Origin of the sequence: Piscirickettsia litoralis, from assembly GCF_001720395.1 — a bacterium.
GTDB classification, from domain to species: domain Bacteria; phylum Pseudomonadota; class Gammaproteobacteria; order Piscirickettsiales; family Piscirickettsiaceae; genus Piscirickettsia; species Piscirickettsia litoralis.
Window position 1 is genome coordinate 57,171 of record NZ_MDTU01000004.1, and the last position, 16,247, is coordinate 73,417.

At 39.1% G+C, this 16,247-nt stretch carries 14 protein-coding genes; 6 read left to right on the forward strand and 8 right to left on the reverse strand.

What is annotated here, in order from left to right:
- Positions 1-171: 171 nt before the first annotated feature.
- Complete coding sequence (locus tag BGC07_RS16995; RefSeq protein WP_201258188.1) at positions 172-897, reverse strand: nucleotidyl transferase AbiEii/AbiGii toxin family protein; 726 nt, start codon at positions 895-897, stop codon at positions 172-174.
- 56 nt (positions 898-953) lie between these two features.
- The gene (locus BGC07_RS17000; RefSeq protein ID WP_069314260.1) at positions 954-1,760 is read right to left on the reverse strand and encodes a type IV toxin-antitoxin system AbiEi family antitoxin domain-containing protein; all 807 of its coding nucleotides are present in this window, start codon (positions 1,758-1,760) and stop codon (positions 954-956) included.
- Between the two features lie 236 nt (positions 1,761-1,996).
- On the opposite strand from BGC07_RS17000, the gene BGC07_RS17005 reads away from it, so the two are divergent.
- The gene (locus BGC07_RS17005) at positions 1,997-2,596 is read left to right on the forward strand and encodes a tyrosine-type recombinase/integrase (RefSeq protein WP_069314315.1); all 600 of its coding nucleotides are present in this window, start codon (positions 1,997-1,999) and stop codon (positions 2,594-2,596) included.
- 9 nt (positions 2,597-2,605) lie between these two features.
- On the opposite strand, the gene BGC07_RS17010 is transcribed toward BGC07_RS17005, so the two are convergent.
- Complete coding sequence (locus tag BGC07_RS17010; RefSeq protein ID WP_069314261.1) at positions 2,606-3,439, reverse strand: SWIM zinc finger family protein; 834 nt, start codon at positions 3,437-3,439, stop codon at positions 2,606-2,608.
- A complete protein-coding gene (locus tag BGC07_RS17015) occupies positions 3,426-6,482 on the reverse strand; it encodes a DEAD/DEAH box helicase (RefSeq protein ID WP_069314262.1) in 3,057 nt (1,018 codons plus the stop codon). The genes BGC07_RS17010 and BGC07_RS17015 overlap by 14 nt, the downstream gene beginning before the upstream one ends.
- Positions 6,483-6,738: 256 nt before the next feature.
- Here BGC07_RS17015 and BGC07_RS17020 point away from each other — a divergent pair, with 256 nt between their 5' ends.
- From BGC07_RS17020 to BGC07_RS17035, 5 genes are all read left to right on the forward strand, one after another.
- Positions 6,739-7,275 (forward strand): single-stranded DNA-binding protein, encoded by a 537-nt coding sequence (locus BGC07_RS17020; RefSeq protein ID WP_069314263.1) that lies wholly within the window; start codon positions 6,739-6,741, stop codon positions 7,273-7,275.
- Positions 7,276-7,288: 13 nt separating this feature from the next.
- On the forward strand, positions 7,289-9,007 hold the full coding sequence (gene recD2, locus BGC07_RS17025) for an SF1B family DNA helicase RecD2 (RefSeq protein ID WP_201258189.1): 1,719 nt from the start codon (positions 7,289-7,291) through the stop codon (positions 9,005-9,007).
- Positions 8,973-9,485, forward strand: a complete 513-nt coding sequence (locus BGC07_RS21290; protein ID WP_201258190.1) for an ATP-dependent DNA helicase — start codon at positions 8,973-8,975, stop codon at positions 9,483-9,485. Before recD2 ends, BGC07_RS21290 begins: the two co-directional genes overlap by 35 nt.
- A gap of 179 nt (positions 9,486-9,664) precedes the next feature.
- On the forward strand, positions 9,665-9,928 hold the full coding sequence (locus BGC07_RS17030) for a hypothetical protein (protein ID WP_069314264.1): 264 nt from the start codon (positions 9,665-9,667) through the stop codon (positions 9,926-9,928).
- Entirely contained in the window at positions 9,912-10,253 is a 342-nt protein-coding gene (locus BGC07_RS17035; protein ID WP_069314265.1) for a hypothetical protein, read from the forward strand. The genes BGC07_RS17030 and BGC07_RS17035 overlap by 17 nt, the downstream gene beginning before the upstream one ends.
- A gap of 286 nt (positions 10,254-10,539) precedes the next feature.
- On the opposite strand, the gene BGC07_RS17040 is transcribed toward BGC07_RS17035, so the two are convergent.
- From BGC07_RS17040 to BGC07_RS17055, 4 genes are all read right to left on the reverse strand, one after another.
- A complete protein-coding gene (locus BGC07_RS17040) occupies positions 10,540-11,112 on the reverse strand; it encodes an Imm15 family immunity protein (protein WP_069314266.1) in 573 nt (190 codons plus the stop codon).
- A complete protein-coding gene (locus BGC07_RS17045; RefSeq protein WP_069314267.1) occupies positions 11,109-14,267 on the reverse strand; it encodes an RHS repeat domain-containing protein in 3,159 nt (1,052 codons plus the stop codon). The genes BGC07_RS17040 and BGC07_RS17045 overlap by 4 nt, the downstream gene beginning before the upstream one ends.
- A gap of 11 nt (positions 14,268-14,278) precedes the next feature.
- Entirely contained in the window at positions 14,279-15,565 is a 1,287-nt protein-coding gene (locus BGC07_RS17050) for a hypothetical protein (RefSeq protein ID WP_139121825.1), read from the reverse strand.
- Between the two features lie 437 nt (positions 15,566-16,002).
- On the reverse strand, positions 16,003-16,247 hold a 245-nt coding region (locus BGC07_RS17055), incomplete at its 5' end, for a transposase domain-containing protein (RefSeq protein WP_235603478.1).

The following is a 16,247-nucleotide window of genomic DNA, read 5'->3' on the forward strand; positions in this document are numbered from 1 at the left end:
TCTTAAAAAAGTATTAGCAAGCAAAATTACCACTAGACAAAGTCTCATTCTAGATATTAACCATATTCCCGTCCGATATTGCGACACTTCCTTATTGGCGAAATTATTAATGACATTCGTAAAAACAGAAAGAGGTAGATAGCTTTCTCTTTCTGTTTTTGTTGATTATTATTAATCTAATTTAGATATAATCTGATCTTGAACTAAGTTGTAAGCTTCATCAAAATCCCAATATATTTCAGGCGGTAATAAAGTATTCATATCAACTTTGAAGTCTTGGTTTGCTTTTTTTAAATCTAAATTTTTTTGAAATAGATTTTTGGAAATGGAAATATTATCTTTTGAGCAGTATTTTTTGAAAATTTCGATGACATGATCAATATCAACTAAATTGTTTTTTAAAATATACCAAAGATCAAATAGATCACGTCCCTTTCGGCGTTGATATAAAGCTCGAAGCTTAGTTGCTATAAGCTCTTCGAGTGCGTAAATAACAATTCTTGTAGACCCTTTAAACCATTCGGAATCGATAGTAAATTTTGTTTTCTGTAAAGGTAAAACTTGGAAATGTTCAGTTGTATTAATTTCAATTTTAAGTTTTGCTGCTAAACTATCTATTGATTGGTATTTATAGACTAATTTTGCACTGCGCTCTGTTATTTTCCATTTTGCTGTGCCAAGCCAAGGATTGAGCAATTCTTTTATTTTATCAAGCGTTGGCCCGATAGGTGCTGATTTTTGTTGTACGAAGTCAATATCTTCGCTGTATCGTGCGGGAGGCTGAATAAATAATTTATTAAGGGCGGTGCCGCCTCGAAAGACAAGAGATTGGTTTATATCAGGGTCATTATAAAGGCAGATTAAGGCACGACTAATGATTAAATCTTGCTCAACCATTGCCAGTGTTTGCCAGTTTGCAAATGTTCGCCATTGTTCAACGAAGGTTTCAGGGATCATAAATCACTCTCAATATTGGTATTTAAAATAAGCATCCACTTCTTGTTGCGAGGATATCCCTTTCTTGGAATTTCTGGTGCAAGTGGGGTAAATGATGCTGTTTGCTGGTTTAAGTAATTTTCTAATGCAGTAACAATGGCATCTTTTTTTTCGTTTTCAAAGGTATCTATCTGTTCTAAAATATAGCCTAATCGTTGTAGGTAAGATTTTTCCCCAGTTATCTTAGCAATATTAATTAATTTTATTGCATCCATGCTTTCTACAAGCTCAGATAATACAGTTGCTATATGATTAAGACCTCCACTTTTAACGCTATATTTGAGTAAATCAATTGCTATTAACTCTGGGCTTCCGAGTTTTAAATATCCTGTAGTAACATTTTTATCAAGTAATGGTAGTCCATTTAGAGATTTTTTATAAATAACTTCTATAATCACCTTGCCAAATTTTAGAGGGTGCCGAATTCTTTTATTAGTTATAATTTGAAATCGACTTGGCTTTTGATGTGTAGCACCATAGTAAAGTGCACCAGATAATAGTGATACATAATAATCTGACTGGAGATACTTCATTAAAATTGGGACAAGCTGTTCTGCAGGGATTGAACCATTAGGCTGATACTCTGGTGGAACAATAACGTATAGACCTTTAGCCGGGCTGATTAAATTACCGTGTTGCTTTTGGCGATTAATTGCACTCTTTATTGCAGCATAAGGCAAGCCCAAGTCCTCTTGAACTTGCCTTATGGTAAAGAACCGGTTGCCTTTTTGTCTGGTGAATTTCATATATTCCGAAAAATTCATTATGGCTCCAGAGTCTCTATAATCGGAACTTTGCGTACATGATAGATCATAATTATTAACACTGTCAATCGGAGAGCAAAAATCATTCAGGAAGTTCTTCAATTTTCACCGTAAAATATCTATTTTACGGTGAGTCGCGCTATAGCTGGCTTTCAGAGGGTGGCCCTCTTCACAGAGCAAAAAATACACTGTAAAATAATGATATAGCTGATAATACGGTGGATTATGGGACGATTATGCTTTTGATCAAGAAACCAGAAGGACAGGCCAAAATAATTTCAAGAACAGAAGAAAAAAGGATTTTACACAGTCTTGATGCAAAGCAAAATTCAGAACGGAATAAGGTTATGTTTTTGCTGACAATCAAAGCCGGCCTCCGAGCAAAAGAAGTGGCAGGGTTGCGTTGGTCGATGGTGACGGATGCCACTGGCGAAATCACCAATGCCATCAGTCTAACTGCGAGCATTTGTAAAGGAACAAAAGGGCGGACGATTCCGCTTTCTAAAGATTTGAAACAAGTTCTTCAGCAATTGCAGAAAAACTCAACACGTATACAATCATTTGATCCGGTGATTCTCTCCGCACGTAAAACGGCAATGACTCATCATGGGGTCGTTTACTTCTTTCGCATACTCTACAAGGACAATGGCCTGATTGGGTGCAGCAGTCATTCAGGCCGTCGGACCTTTATTACACGCCTTGCTAATCGAATCATCAGTGTAGGTGGTTCGTTACGTGATGTGCAGCAAATGGCCGGTCACAGTTCACTCAGCATTACCCAAAGTTATATTGAAGGCAATGACCGAGCTAAAGTTGAAGCTGTGAACCTGATTTAATGCTTGGGGTTATAAAAGGTGCTTTTTATTTTTTGTGCGCGTACATGAATAAATCTGTTCCATTGTCCCAATAAAAGAGCGAGGCTTGTCCCAAAATGCTGGATAATCTCCTTGTTTTTTAACAAGAGAAGCCGCTATCTCGCTTGGAGGTTCTTCCTCATAGTTAATTTGCGAGCTTGTTTCATTCATGGACCAAAATTGTTGATAGGATGGATTTTTTTGTTGGGTTTCTATTGCTTTGAATTGTGTGGGCTCAATTTCGAGCTCAATCGTCTCAGGGGTCGATAAGTGCTCAACAAAAGCACGTCCAAGTTCTGTTGCAGTGAGTGCTTCATGTAATTCATCAGCCTGAATCCCTCTTAGCGGGAAGAGCAACATGGGGTGAGCATCTAACATTTCAGCAATTCGGTAATAAACGCCGGCAATGTGCTTACATGGATTTGCATAATCTGGGCAGCTACAGCTTGCTTTAATATCTTTAAAAGAGGCAGGTAAAAAGTGATGCTTACCAAAGGCTTTTTCAATATCTTTTGGAATCTCGTTAAGCATGAGCTTAGAAAGCCAGGCGGGATTTTGAGCGATTTTATTGATAATAGGTTGCCAGTCTTTATTGCTGATCGTTTTAAACTCAAGATGAACGTTATATTTAGGTTCTTTGGTCACACCAAAATAAGGGTTAACGTTTCCTCTAATTTTTGCATCAATACAACTCCCGTGAATATTAAACGCGAGGGTGCGATGATCTGAGCGGTATGCTCGCCCGCGTTGCAACCGACCGGAGTCAATAAATGTTTCTAACGCACCAACGAACTCTTCACCCCACCAGGTTTTATTCATGCTCATCGTAAACCTCCTCAAGTGATGATTGACTGAGTCGAATGAGTTTCATAAAAGATTTTGTATTTAATTTTGAAAGCCAGGATTCATCATTGCCGACAATTGAATCTGATACTTTTTGTTTGTCTTCAAGCATTTGGTCAATACGCTCTTCAATGGTTCCCATCGTAATGAATTTATGAGCAAAGACTGTTTTCTTCTGACCAATTCGATAAGCACGGTCAGTTGCCTGATTTTCAACAGCAGGGTTCCACCAGCGATCAAAGTGAATGACATGATTAGCTTTTGTTAAGGTAATACCTACACCTCCGGCTTTAAGCGACAACACAAAAATACTAGGAGGCGCATTTTCAGCTTGGAATGTTTCGATCATCGATTCACGTTTTTTCCGCGAGGTACCACCATGGAGGTAGTGTGTTGTGTAGCCGAACTGTGTTTTTAATAGTCGTTCGAGTTCATCACAGACTTCTGTGAATTGGCTGAATATCAGCACACTTTCTTTGTTTTGGATAATTTCTGCAATCATTTCAACCATGCGTTGTAGTTTTACTGAACGCCCAACACTAAATTCACTGCCATCTTGTAATGCTTGTGATGGGTGATTACACACTTGTTTCAGTCGCAAGAGAGTAGAAAGAATGATAGCGCTATGTGCTGCATTGTCTTGAGGGTGAATTTCTTCCATTCTCTCTTCTGCTTGGTCCACAATACTTTGATAAATCGTGGCTTGTTCTGTTGTTAATTGGCAGTAGACTTTTTGCTCGACTTTGTCGGGGAGGTCTTTAATAATTGTTTTATCCGTTTTGAGCCGCCTTAAAATAAAGGGCTCGACCAAGCGTTTTAGTGTTTTAGTCTGTTGTTCATTATTATCACGTTGGATAGGAAATTCGAAGATTCGTTTGAAGTGGGCTTTCCCGCCCAAAAAGCCTGGATTAAGAAAGTGAAAAATAGACCAAAGATCAGTGAGACGGTTTTCGATTGGTGTACCACTTAAAGCAATTCGTGATGTTGCTTTGACTTTGCAGAGCTCTTTGGTTTGTGCTGCATTTGGGTTTTTAATGTTCTGGGCTTCATCAATAATGAGGCGGGACCAATGATGTGATTGAAATAGTTGCTTGTCTCGACGCAATAACCCATAAGAAGTAATCACAATATCGAATTGATTGACTTGCTCCAAAAAGTCTTTTTGTTTTTTGCGTTGGCTGCCATGATGAACACTGACTTTCATTGAAGGTGCAAATTTTTTAATTTCCCGGTCCCAGTTACCAACCACTGATGTCGGTGCAATCAGTAGTGCTGGAGTTTCTCTTGGTGAAGATAAAAGCAAGGCGATGACTTGCATTGTTTTACCCAGCCCCATGTCATCTGCAAGACACGGCCCCATTCCTAATGTTTCGAGGTAATGTAACCATGAAAGCCCTCGTTGCTGATAAGGTCGCAGTGTTGCTTTTAATGTTTTAGGAGGTTGAACTAAAGTGAGCGTATTTTTATTGGTTAACCCCTCCATCATTCGTTGTATATCTGCATCGAAATCTAAATCGTAAACATCGTTATCTGCCGCTATGGTTAATAAATCTTTGATCGTGCCAAATTGCTTCTCATCCTTTGACTTTTCGATGAGCTCTTGTACCTTTTTCATTTTTTCTGGATTAATTTCAATCCATTCACCTCGAAAATGAACAAGCTGGGATTTTGAGTTAACCAGGGCATCCCACTCCTCCTTACTGACGGTGTGCTCACCGATAGAGAGCTGATAATTAAAGGCAACGATATTGTCACGATCAAAATAAGAGGTGGGTGCATCACTTTCAGAGCGTGATGATTTCGTTGCTTTCAGCTTAACCTTAGCTTTTAAAAATCCTTTATGTGTCCACCAGGAAGGAACAATAATTCTATATCCGCAAGCATGGAGTGCCCAGGCATCTTCTTTTAAGAATTGAAAGGCCGCTTCGGTATCCAGCTGGAGCTCTGAAATTTGAAGTTGCTGCTCAAAGTATTGCTCTAAACGAGGATAAATACGACTTGCATAGCCAATTTGGAGTAAAAGCGTTCGTTCAACTGAGGTCCCTAGCATTTTTTGATAAAGTGATTGATTCTTCTTTCGTTCTTGCCAGTATTGTTGTAGATCAACCATAAAAGAAGGATCTTCTTTGGACTGTAAAAGCAATTCTAGTCCCCAATCATTGCCATCTTGAGAGCTTGCTTCATTGAGGCGGAAACAAATTTGGAAGGGGGCGCCAAATTGATCATAGGCTAGATTGTTTTTCCATAGTTTCCAGTCCTTCCAAACGCCGTCTGGTAGCATGAAAGAAAGGTCTTGCACATCGATATTCTGTTCTAAAATACTACCTTCAACTTGCTTGATTGTTTTTTGAGGAAACTTCGTTGAAGCGATGAGCTCGGTAAGGCTGGCTTCAGAGAAATGTTCGAGTGCTGTAATTCGTTGATAGGAGGTGGTTTTACCAAGCGAGGCAGAGTAAGGCATTTGTTCAGCTAAATATTTTAATTGTTGCTGGTAACTGGATGAAAGAGGTTGCCATTTACTGTAATAATGAATTTTTTTATTGTGTTTTCGTGCAACCATACAGGGAATATATTGATCATTTTTAATGACACGGCTTAAAGCGCTTCCCATTTTAATCCAAAATTTCGCATCATCGGCAAGTTGAATCGTATCGTCAAAATAGTAGCTTTGAAACTTCAGTTCTTTGATAAAAGATAACGGATTTTTAACTTTAATTACATTGATCTGTGTTTGTTTAAGTTCTGTACAGTCAATATCTTCGATGGCGCTTAAGTTAGCAATTAAGGGGGAAGGAATGAAGTCTTTTTTTGAATTGCAGGGAAAATAGACTGGGATGCTTTCATTTTTATCGATATGCTTATTAAAGTGTGTTTCTGCCCAGTCTAAAAGGGGCTCTGTTTTTAATTGGTAGGGGTAGTCCTTCGTTTTCCTTCGGTTTGAAGCGGTCGTTTCTGCCCACAGGTAAAGGTGTCCCCAGTTGTTAAATGCGTGCTGTTGTTGCCAAAAAACATGAATTAACTTCATGTGTGGCCTCCCTTGCGATGAAAATGTAATAGATTGTGCCTTTTCTGATAAGAAGAGGATTTACAGAGGGCATTGTACAATGGTTTGTTGGATTTAAAAATGAATTTGCTCAATTTTTATACAATATGTTCCTGGTTGTGAGTAACGATAGCTTATTAACACCTGGAAATTGAGTAATGCATCCTGCCATTTCTACACGGTTATGCTGATTTGTAATACAATAACTTGTCTTTTGAATGGTAATAGGTGATGTAAAATGGCAAGAGGTGTTAATAAAGTGATTCTGGTGGGGCATTTAGGCTCAGACCCAGAAATCCGTTCAACTCAGAGTGGTGAAAGTGTAGCGACGTTTTCTGTGGCAACGACTGAACGTTATAAGGATGCTTCAGGGCAACAACAAGAAATCACTGAATGGCATCGTGTTGTATTATGGCGGCGCTTGGCTGAAATCGCGAGGGATTACTTGAAAAAAGGCCGCCAGGTTTATATTGAAGGCAAGATTAAAACCCGTAAATGGCAAGATAGGCAAGGCCAAGATCGCTATACCACTGAGATCATTGGAAATAACTTACAAATGCTAGGCTCAGGCCAGAGTAACCCGCATTCAACTCCACCTCCGGTAATGGAAGATTACCCTGAATATCTCTCTCAACCAACACAACCCATAGTAGCGCAGGCACAACCACCTGCGGCCGTACCACCAACTCAACAAACACCAGGACAACGCGCGCGATCACAGCAAACAGAGCAAGATGATTTTAGTGATTTGTATGGAGACGAAGTGCCGTTCTAGCACATAAAAAAATATGCAACAAACCAACAATGACGATTCCTCCCTAATTAGTGGAGCCGTAGAGCGAATCACGTATCACAATGAAGAAAATGGCTTTTGCATCATTCGCGTCAAAGCGAAAGGACACCGTGATTTCGTCACGGTCAAAGGCAAAGTGGCCAGCATTCATGCTGGGGAGTTTATTGAAAGTGGTGGTGAGTGGATCAATGATCGTAACTATGGCATGCAGTTTCAATCAAAATGGCTGCGCGTTGTACCGCCAACCACCTTAGAAGGCATTCAAAAATACTTAGGTTCAGGCATGATTAAAGGGATTGGCAGTCACTTTGCTAAAGTCTTGGTAAAAGCCTTTGGTGAGGATGTATTTACGGTCATCGAAGACCAGCCAGAGCGCCTGCATAGCCTGCCTGGGATTGGTAAAAAGCGCGTTAATATCATCACTAAAGCCTGGGAAGAGCAAAAAGTGGTGCGCTCCATCATGCTTTTTTTACAATCTAACGGTGTAGGCACCGCAAGAGCAGTTCGTATTTATAAAACCTACGGTGAAGAGGCGATTGCGATTGTTAGCGATAACCCCTACCGGCTCGCTCTCGATATCCGAGGAATTGGTTTTAAAACTGCCGATGAGCTTGCTCTACGTCTAGGTATTCCGCAAGATTCAATTAAGCGCGCTCAAGCCGGTGTTCGTCATGTCCTGCAAGAAATTTGTTCAGAAGGGCATTGTGCAGCACAAGAACAGCACCTTATAGAAAAATCTGTGGAATTATTGGCCGTTCCCATCGACTTAATCCGTGCGGCCATTGAAGCTGAGCTTCAAGAAAATCGTGTGCTTCGTGAAGTCATTGATGATATGCCCTGCATTTATTTAGACAAACTCTATCATGCTGAAAACAGTGTCAGCCAACAAGTTGCTCGCTTAGTTCAAGGTGAGCAGCCTAAATGGTCAAACATTGATGCTGAAGCTGCACTTCAGCAAACACAACAGCAGGTTCAGATCCAGCTTTCACCTTCACAACATAAGGCAGTGATTAACTCATTGCACAATAAAGTTAGCATTATCACCGGCGGCCCCGGCGTTGGTAAAACCACCGTTGTAAATACCATCATTAAGATCATTCATAGCACAAGAGCGAAAGTGACTTTGTGTGCTCCAACTGGCCGTGCAGCAAAGCGGCTTTCTGAAAGCACTGGCTTAGAAGCAAAAACGATTCACCGTTTACTTGAATTTAATCCATCAAGCTATTTGTTTAAATACAATCGAGAGAAACCTCTCGATACTGACTTTTTAGTCTGTGACGAAGCTTCGATGATTGATATTAGCTTGATGAATAGCCTACTAAAAGCCATTCCTTCGCACGCAGCCGTGTTGATTGTTGGTGATATTGACCAACTCCCTTCGGTCGGCCCTGGTGCCGTTCTATCCGATATGATTGAGTCTGAAATGATTTCTACCGCGCAACTCACCGATATTTTCAGGCAAGCTAAAAGCTCACGAATTATTGTCAACGCACACCGAATTAATGAAGGCAAAGCCCCTTTTGAGTCAGTTAAAGGCGAGAAAAGTGACTTTTTTACCATTCATGCCAATGATGCTGAAGGTGTGTATAACAAACTTATTAAAGTTGTTACAGAGCGTATCCCTAAAGTGTTTAACCTCAATCCAATTGATGACATTCAAATATTAACCCCCATGAACCGTGCAGGCTTGGGGGGCAAAATCACTCAACCTTGAGTTACAAAAAGCACTGAATGGTCACAGTGAAAACAAAGTTACTAAATACGGTAATACCTTTGCTGTTGGCGACAAAATCATACAAACCGTCAACAACTACGATAAAGATGTTTTTAATGGAGATTTAGGCCGCATCAAGCACATTGACCATGATGAAAGCGAAGTGAAAATCGATTTTGACAACCGTATTGTCATGTATGACTTTAATGAACTCGACGAAATTGATCTTGCTTATGCAACAACAATTCATAAAAGCCAAGGTTCAGAATATCCAGCGGTGGTTATACCTCTTGCAATGCAACATTATACCATGCTCCAGTGCAACTTACTCTATACGGGAGTAACGCGAGGCAAACAACTTGTTGTACTTGTTGGTGAGAAAAAGGCGATTTTCCTAGCCGCTAGAAATAAGAAAACCGCTAAGCGTATTACTAATTTAAAAATAAGGTTAATAGATCAGCTCAATGTAGGGCTATAAATCAAAAATCGTTGAGCACTATGGAAGGATAAAATGAATTTATAGACTTTATCTTTTGTCTGAAAATGTTGAATCCATACGTTGTTGATGCTGCTTTACATCTAATAGAGCGTAGAAACGGAAAAGTTATAATTAGTAATATGTAATTAAACACCATAAAAACGATGGCATTAAAAATTATGAAAAATTTATTGAATAAAGAGAAGATTAATACAAGTGAAAATAAGATTGAGAAGGTGTATAAGCGCAATAAAATTAAATTAATTATTACTTTTGTTTTAGTTAACGTCATTGTTTGGTATTTAGTTGGTATTGGACAATACCATTGGTACGCAGGTTTTCTTCTCACAGGCTTGACGGGGTATTTAAGTTATCGGTTGCTGCCGATTATGAAGAGCGGGTTAAAACAACGGATAGCCGAAGAATATGAAGACCTTCCGTAGAAGCGACAAGTCGCCTCGTGTTAATGTCCATGCTACACTAACGGGTATAGATGATTCAATAATATGGAAAAACATGAAAACAACATTGAATTTAGGGGCTGTGCCTACACCTAAAAGTGGATTTAATTTTACTGTTGATGGTTTGGGAGAATTAAAAATTACTTCATCAGGGCTTTCTTTGAAAGCCAAGGGTAAAAGTAAAGAAAACAAAGTTACTTGGAAAAAACTCGCGTCATTGCTTGATGAAAGTCATACTGCTGTAAAAAAACCAGCCAAGAAGACTGTTACTAAAAAGCCTGCGGCGAAAAAGACAGTTAAAAAGTAAGCGATCGGTAAAATGCACACTAAATCAAAACAGCCTCTTTTGAGGCTGTTTTTAATGTTACTCTTCGATAACCGTCCTTATCGAAAGTGGCAGCATCAAAAAGAAAAGCCGCCTTAAGCGGCTTCAAAAATTTTTAAAGCGGTGGTGGCGCTCCTGGCTGCCCTCCAGGGTAAAAGCCTGGGAACAACTGATGAGGAGGCATGCTCAAGAAAAAATGATTAGGCTCAGAAGTGCAGCCAGAAATAAGACAAGCTAAAAATGAAAAAAAAATAAGCACTCTCAACACTTATCCATCCTCATTTAGTTTAGCAACAAGGAGGTCTAGAGAAGCCAAATCTTTAAAGCATTTAGTTTTGTAGCCGATCTTTACTCGCCCATACTCCAATCCTTTTTCTGCTTGTCCACTATGAAAAATAGATAAATCTGGATAGGTTTCGAGCGTTTTAGCTATCCGCTTTAATTTATCCAGTTCATTCCTACCCTCCATATAATAATTTGCATAACGAAACACATGATAACAGTTTGGGGAAATCGAAAAGTTTGGTATCAGTAATGGCTCTTCTACAATATCGTCATAAGGAAATGAAAGACAAAGCAACAACTTTGATTTTTGCTCTAAACTAAAGTGCTCGTTCGCATAAGTCATTAAACGTTTTAAGTGTTGCAATGAAAACTCTAATATTAATTTGTTAGCTTCATCCTCAGGTATCTGCCTTAAAAAATCAGCTCTATGATATCGAGAGTAAAGAGAAACTTCTTCAACATCTGTTTTCATGTAAAGGCCAAAAAATTTTTTAGGCTCTAGCTCTTCTATTTTAATGAGCTCTTCGAATTTCACCTTCAGTTCTCTAGGAATCATAGCTCTAACTCCCATCCATGCTCACCTAACCATTTTTTGGTTTTGTTAGAAAAGCCAGGGTCGCCATCTTTGAAGGTACCATCCTCATTTATAGCACCACCATTTTTCCCGTGAGCGTGCCATTGGCTACCGGGTACAGAATCCTCAGGTCGGTGAATTTTCGTAATCTCCCGTGGTCCCTGTTCTCTATTGATTTTCTTTTGAGCAATTTTAGGAGTTGATGCCTGAATAAAAGGCAAGGCAGGCTTTAAAGATAAACCTCCTGTAGAGGTAATCCCTTTAATCTGCTCATCAATTTGCTGACCAATATACTCTATAACAGCATTCGTTTGATAAGCTGAACTGCTAATGAAATCGTTATTTAGTTCTGCATTTCTATAGTCTGGTGAAGAGGTGTCTTGATACTCTCCACGCCAGCCATCACCTGGGTACCAAACACCGTTAAAGCGCCCTTCCCCTCCACCGTGATTGCCCCAACCACCGAAGGATATACCTCCACCTAAGCCAAAGCTAATCATGATGCGAGAGAATAAGCCACCAAAAAAACGCCCATCTGGATCAACATAAGTCATCGGGTTATCAGCAGCGTATGCATACCGATTAAATGTGATCGGTTTGTCTATGTGAATAGGCTCAGGATCTATGCTTAAGAACCTGCCAATGACCGGATCATAGTATCGAGCGCCATAGTAAGAAAGGCCCGTGCTATCGTCGTGGAGTTTGCCAGTATAACCGACATGTTCTTCTTTTTCATTTGTTTGATACACCTCTGTACCAAAAGGACGGTAGTTTTGGCTTGGGTTCCATGATACCTGACCAGAAGCATTCACCTCTTGCAGTGGAGACCCTAAAATATCGTTATACAAATAGGTTGCATTGCTCGCCGTTGCTTTTTTCCCTGCTGCATGCGTTACCTCAGCCACTTTTTTATTATTCAGGTAAATATAATCAGTAACTTGATTCGTTTTTAGGTTCCATCGATAGAGCAATTGACTTTTACTGTTGTGAACTTCGAGTGTCGTTTGATCACCTTGTGTAATTTGAACTCGATTACCGTTCCCATCATAGTAATAATAAACATCAAATGACTGCCCAGTCAGTGGGTTTTTACCATGCGCCGATACAAGTTGCATCGAATCATTGTAAGTAAATTCTTTGCTCGAACCATTATTACTAGTTATGTCCCCATAAGCATCATAGGTAAAGTTCTCACTGACATTTTTCGCACCCGAGGGTGTTGTCACCGTACCACTAACAGATTGCAATAGATTGTTGCTGTTGTTATAGGTGTAAAGCAGATGAGAGCCTTCGACCGTTTTGGCTGTTAAATTACCAAAAGCATCATAGACGAGGTTAGTTTTATGTCCTGCGACAGTTTGTGTAATCAGCCAATTTTCTGGATTATAAGTAAATGTTTGGCTTCTTGATGGGACTAATACATTGCGGATGGCGCTTGTATTACCACTGCCGTCATAGCTATATGTTTGTTTAACAATCGGACTACCGCCTGCTGTCGTAACAGTCAGTGCATTATCCATTTGACGATTATTTAAACCGTAAGCTGTTTTAAAATTATTACCATCAGTAAAGTCTTTTACTTTGCTGTTTGGATAATAATGAACACTCTTAACAAAATCACCTGCTTTTTTAGCTAAACCTAATGGATCAGGGTTATAGCTTACAATGGTGTGATCTGGGTAAGTAATGCTTGATAGGTGATTAAATCCATCATAGCTGTAGATAAATGACAGTGTTTTATCTATACCATTTACACAGTAACTCAATGTGGCAGACGTTACATTATTATTTTTATCGTATTTATATGCCCAATTATCACCATTACTAACGGTTAATACTCTACCATCGGCATCATAGGTATACGTGACATTTTTATTGAGTGCCGAAGGAGAATATAGGATATTCGTTAGTTTACCATCTTTATTATAACGATAAGCAACACCAGGAGAGTCTTTGCCAATTTGTCGCCAAATCACTTGCCCAATTGCATTGCGCTTATAGGTAGTTGTTCCTGTTTCAAGGTTATCAATACTTGATACAAAAAAGTGGCTATCATGATGGTAAACACGTGTGTAAGTCCCTTTGGAGCTAGAATAAGAGCCTTTTTGCCTGATAAAGTCTAGGCGGCCACTCACATCTCTTACCATATCAGTGATAACAGCACCGTTACCTTGATTAATTTCTGTTAATTGCTTGTCATTTGGATTACCAAACGATTGATATTTACTAAGTGTTGCAACACCTCTAGGATCATCAACGGTAGTATGATCAATTGCATAATAATAGCGTGTGGTATAGGTGCCTGCCGTGTCAGGAAAACCAATATAACCATCACCTATTTTATCTAATGCCACAGCAGCAGTACTAGTATGAATACGACCTAAAGGATCATGAGTCGTATAGATACCCAAAGTCTGATCAGGCATTGCTTTAGGGTCAACGCTATATGATCTAAAAATTTCACGCCCATACGCATCATAGCGAATTTCTTGTTTAGAAATGACAGTACTATTTGAGCCTGCATGAATTTCTATCTGTGTTGGCTTTCCAAAACCATTAACAGTAACGTACTTGCCGTAATAATTAGGTGTTTGTCCTTTATAAACGACATAATCTCCGACTTTTGGATAATTCCAATGAGTCGATGTAGTTAAACCTTGTGCAGGTATTGTTGTAACCAAACGAAACATATTGTCATATTGGTAGGATGTCTTATTCCCCATCGCATCCGTGACAGAGGCAATAGTTCCATCATTACTCACAACCCGATGACTAACATGTCCTTCAGCATCTGTGATTGTCTGAGGCAAGCCCATTTTATAATCACTAAAGCTTGTGGTATAACCCAGTGCATTCGTCACCGTGGCTAAATTACCATGACTATAGGTGTATTTCGTTGTAACGCCATTAACTGTTTTGGAAGTTAAATTACCACGACTGTCATAAATTAAAGAAGTCGAGTTAGCTACCCAACCACTTGAGTTTTTTATAACTTCACCCGCAGGCTTAAAGATCCAATTCGTTGTATCTTCGTGATAGCTTAATGTTTTGGTACGCGTCGTTATCGTTTGATCCGCTGCAAAATTTGCCCCAGCTAAACCTAACAGCACTAATGAAAGTGTAATTTTCTTTATCACTATTATTTTCCTTACACCGTATGCTTCACTGACGATTCAACTTCGGTTTTTGGATAACCATAGCTGTCAAAATCTTTAAATTCGGTGATGTATTCCATACAGGATTGCATTTTACAATCTCCGCCACGACTAATCACTTGTTTTGTGAGTTCTGGTGCTTTGATGGTGCTGTCCGGCAAAGTAAATTCTTTCCAGGTTTTATCAATAGTTTGATATAAAGTTTTGCCATCGGCGCTGTAAAGCTTTTCATTGATTAAAAGTCCAGTATTCCAATCGTTAGAGTTTGGATATCTCCCATTAAACGTTAATTCACGTTTATCATTCGGCCCCGTGACTGTGGTTACAGTTGTGCCATTTGGATAAGCATAGCTGTAGTTCCAAGTTCCGGTAGTAACGCCAGGGCCGGAGTTGGTTTGTTGAGTGACGTGTGTGCCCGAGTAGGTGAAGTCAGATTTTCCGCCATCAGAATAGGTGATTGAATGAAGAGCTGAATAGCTACCTTGGCTAGCGCCTCCATCAATATTAAATTTAATAATTGAGCCATCTGGATATGTTAACTTTGTAGGCAACATAATGTTAGAAGCACTACTTCCTCCAGCTAGAGATGTTATTCTCCAAGTATATTTATCATTTAGTTTAATATTTGTAAGATAGTAACCTTTAATACAATCACGACCATACACGCAATAAGGAGAATAATTAAGCTTTATTTTATTATCATCTGTCGTTATAGATGTCAGTAAAACTGTGGAGTTTGCGCCCACCCCGTTACGAATAGTGCCAGCTCGAACATCATAATTATATGTTAAGGTAGTTTCTCCGTTTTTACTTTTAATTTCTGTAACTACCCATTGATTAAAGGGCCAATAACTCCAATTAACATTGTTTAAGAGTTTAAGTGTGTATGTTACTCCATCAGGTGTGTAAATATACCAATCGTTACTACGAACTTCTTTCCAGTGATCAATACTGTAGTATATATTCTTATTATTGCTGACTTTAAAGTTGTGGGTACGGCCATATTGATCAACAAAAACATTTAAACCGGGTAACATATGCGGATACAAATTAAAAAGGTTTCTACTATTATCAGCTATATTCTCACCTTGACCATTAGGTAAATGTGAGTTCAGTGCAAAATAAAAGCTCAACCCATCATTTTCAGGAATATTCACTAAAGGGATGTGATAAGATAATACACCACTATAAGGATCTACACTAGTAAATCCAGTTTGCCCCACATGACTACGCATCAGGTTATTAGGGTTATTGGCCGGAACTTCTGCTCCTAAAGCCATCAAACTCATTGACTTTATTTTCTTAGCGTCTTTGTTATCTTTTTTCGAGGCTTTCTGTACATTTTTTGCTGACTGATGTTCAGTTTGAGCTTTATCATTGCTCGCTCACGCTGAAGCCGCAACAACGACTATAGCACTCGTAGCGAGTGCTTTTACAACTTGTTTATGCATTATAATTGCAATTCCTTTACATTCTTAAGGATTTGTTAATTTGTTGCGGATTCTAACAGTCTGATAATGTGAATACAAGTGAGTGAATTTACTTTTATTGGATAAATTTCAGGCCATACATGAGCAAACTTTCTTGTTTTAGAGTCCTTTTTCTTGTTTATTTTTGTAGCACGATTACTTGTGCCAAAACCGCTTATCGAAAGTAACCTCTAAAACCGCCCCTGTTTTTGTGACTTGTTGTTAAATTCTGAATGTTCTATAAAAAATCAGACTACCGCTTCAATTACGGGATCGCGTTCATCAGGTAGAGTTACTTTTTGAAGACAATAAGGTAGTAATTTACTTAACTCATCGTTGGTTTTTGCTGCACGAATATTTTCAAATAGTTGCTTCAGATAATGATAAGGTATTTTTCCATTGAGTTTACACGTAGCAACCAAGCTATAAAAAACGGCCGTTGCTTTTGCCCCTGCTTCAGTCGCTGAAAACATCCAATTATGCCTGCCGACTG

What these genes read in the sequence shown, in the direction of transcription:
- BGC07_RS17010 (WP_069314261.1), bottom strand. Translation starts at nt 3,439, where the DNA reads ATGAGCATGAATAAAACCTGGTGGGGTGAAGAGTTCGTTGGTGCGTTA.
- recD2 (WP_201258189.1), top strand. Translation starts at nt 7,289, where the DNA reads ATGCAACAAACCAACAATGACGATTCCTCCCTAATTAGTGGAGCCGTA.
- BGC07_RS17030 (WP_069314264.1), top strand. Translation starts at nt 9,665, where the DNA reads ATGAAAAATTTATTGAATAAAGAGAAGATTAATACAAGTGAAAATAAG.
- BGC07_RS16995 (WP_201258188.1), bottom strand. Translation starts at nt 897, where the DNA reads ATGGTTGAGCAAGATTTAATCATTAGTCGTGCCTTAATCTGCCTTTAT.
- BGC07_RS17005 (WP_069314315.1), top strand. Translation starts at nt 1,997, where the DNA reads ATGCTTTTGATCAAGAAACCAGAAGGACAGGCCAAAATAATTTCAAGA.
- BGC07_RS17015 (WP_069314262.1), bottom strand. Translation starts at nt 6,482, where the DNA reads ATGAAGTTAATTCATGTTTTTTGGCAACAACAGCACGCATTTAACAAC.
- BGC07_RS17035 (WP_069314265.1), top strand. Translation starts at nt 9,912, where the DNA reads ATGAAGACCTTCCGTAGAAGCGACAAGTCGCCTCGTGTTAATGTCCAT.
- BGC07_RS17040 (WP_069314266.1), bottom strand. Translation starts at nt 11,112, where the DNA reads ATGATTCCTAGAGAACTGAAGGTGAAATTCGAAGAGCTCATTAAAATA.
- BGC07_RS17050 (WP_139121825.1), bottom strand. Translation starts at nt 15,565, where the DNA reads ATGGCTTTAGGAGCAGAAGTTCCGGCCAATAACCCTAATAACCTGATG.
- BGC07_RS17000 (WP_069314260.1), bottom strand. Translation starts at nt 1,760, where the DNA reads ATGAATTTTTCGGAATATATGAAATTCACCAGACAAAAAGGCAACCGG.
- BGC07_RS17020 (WP_069314263.1), top strand. Translation starts at nt 6,739, where the DNA reads ATGGCAAGAGGTGTTAATAAAGTGATTCTGGTGGGGCATTTAGGCTCA.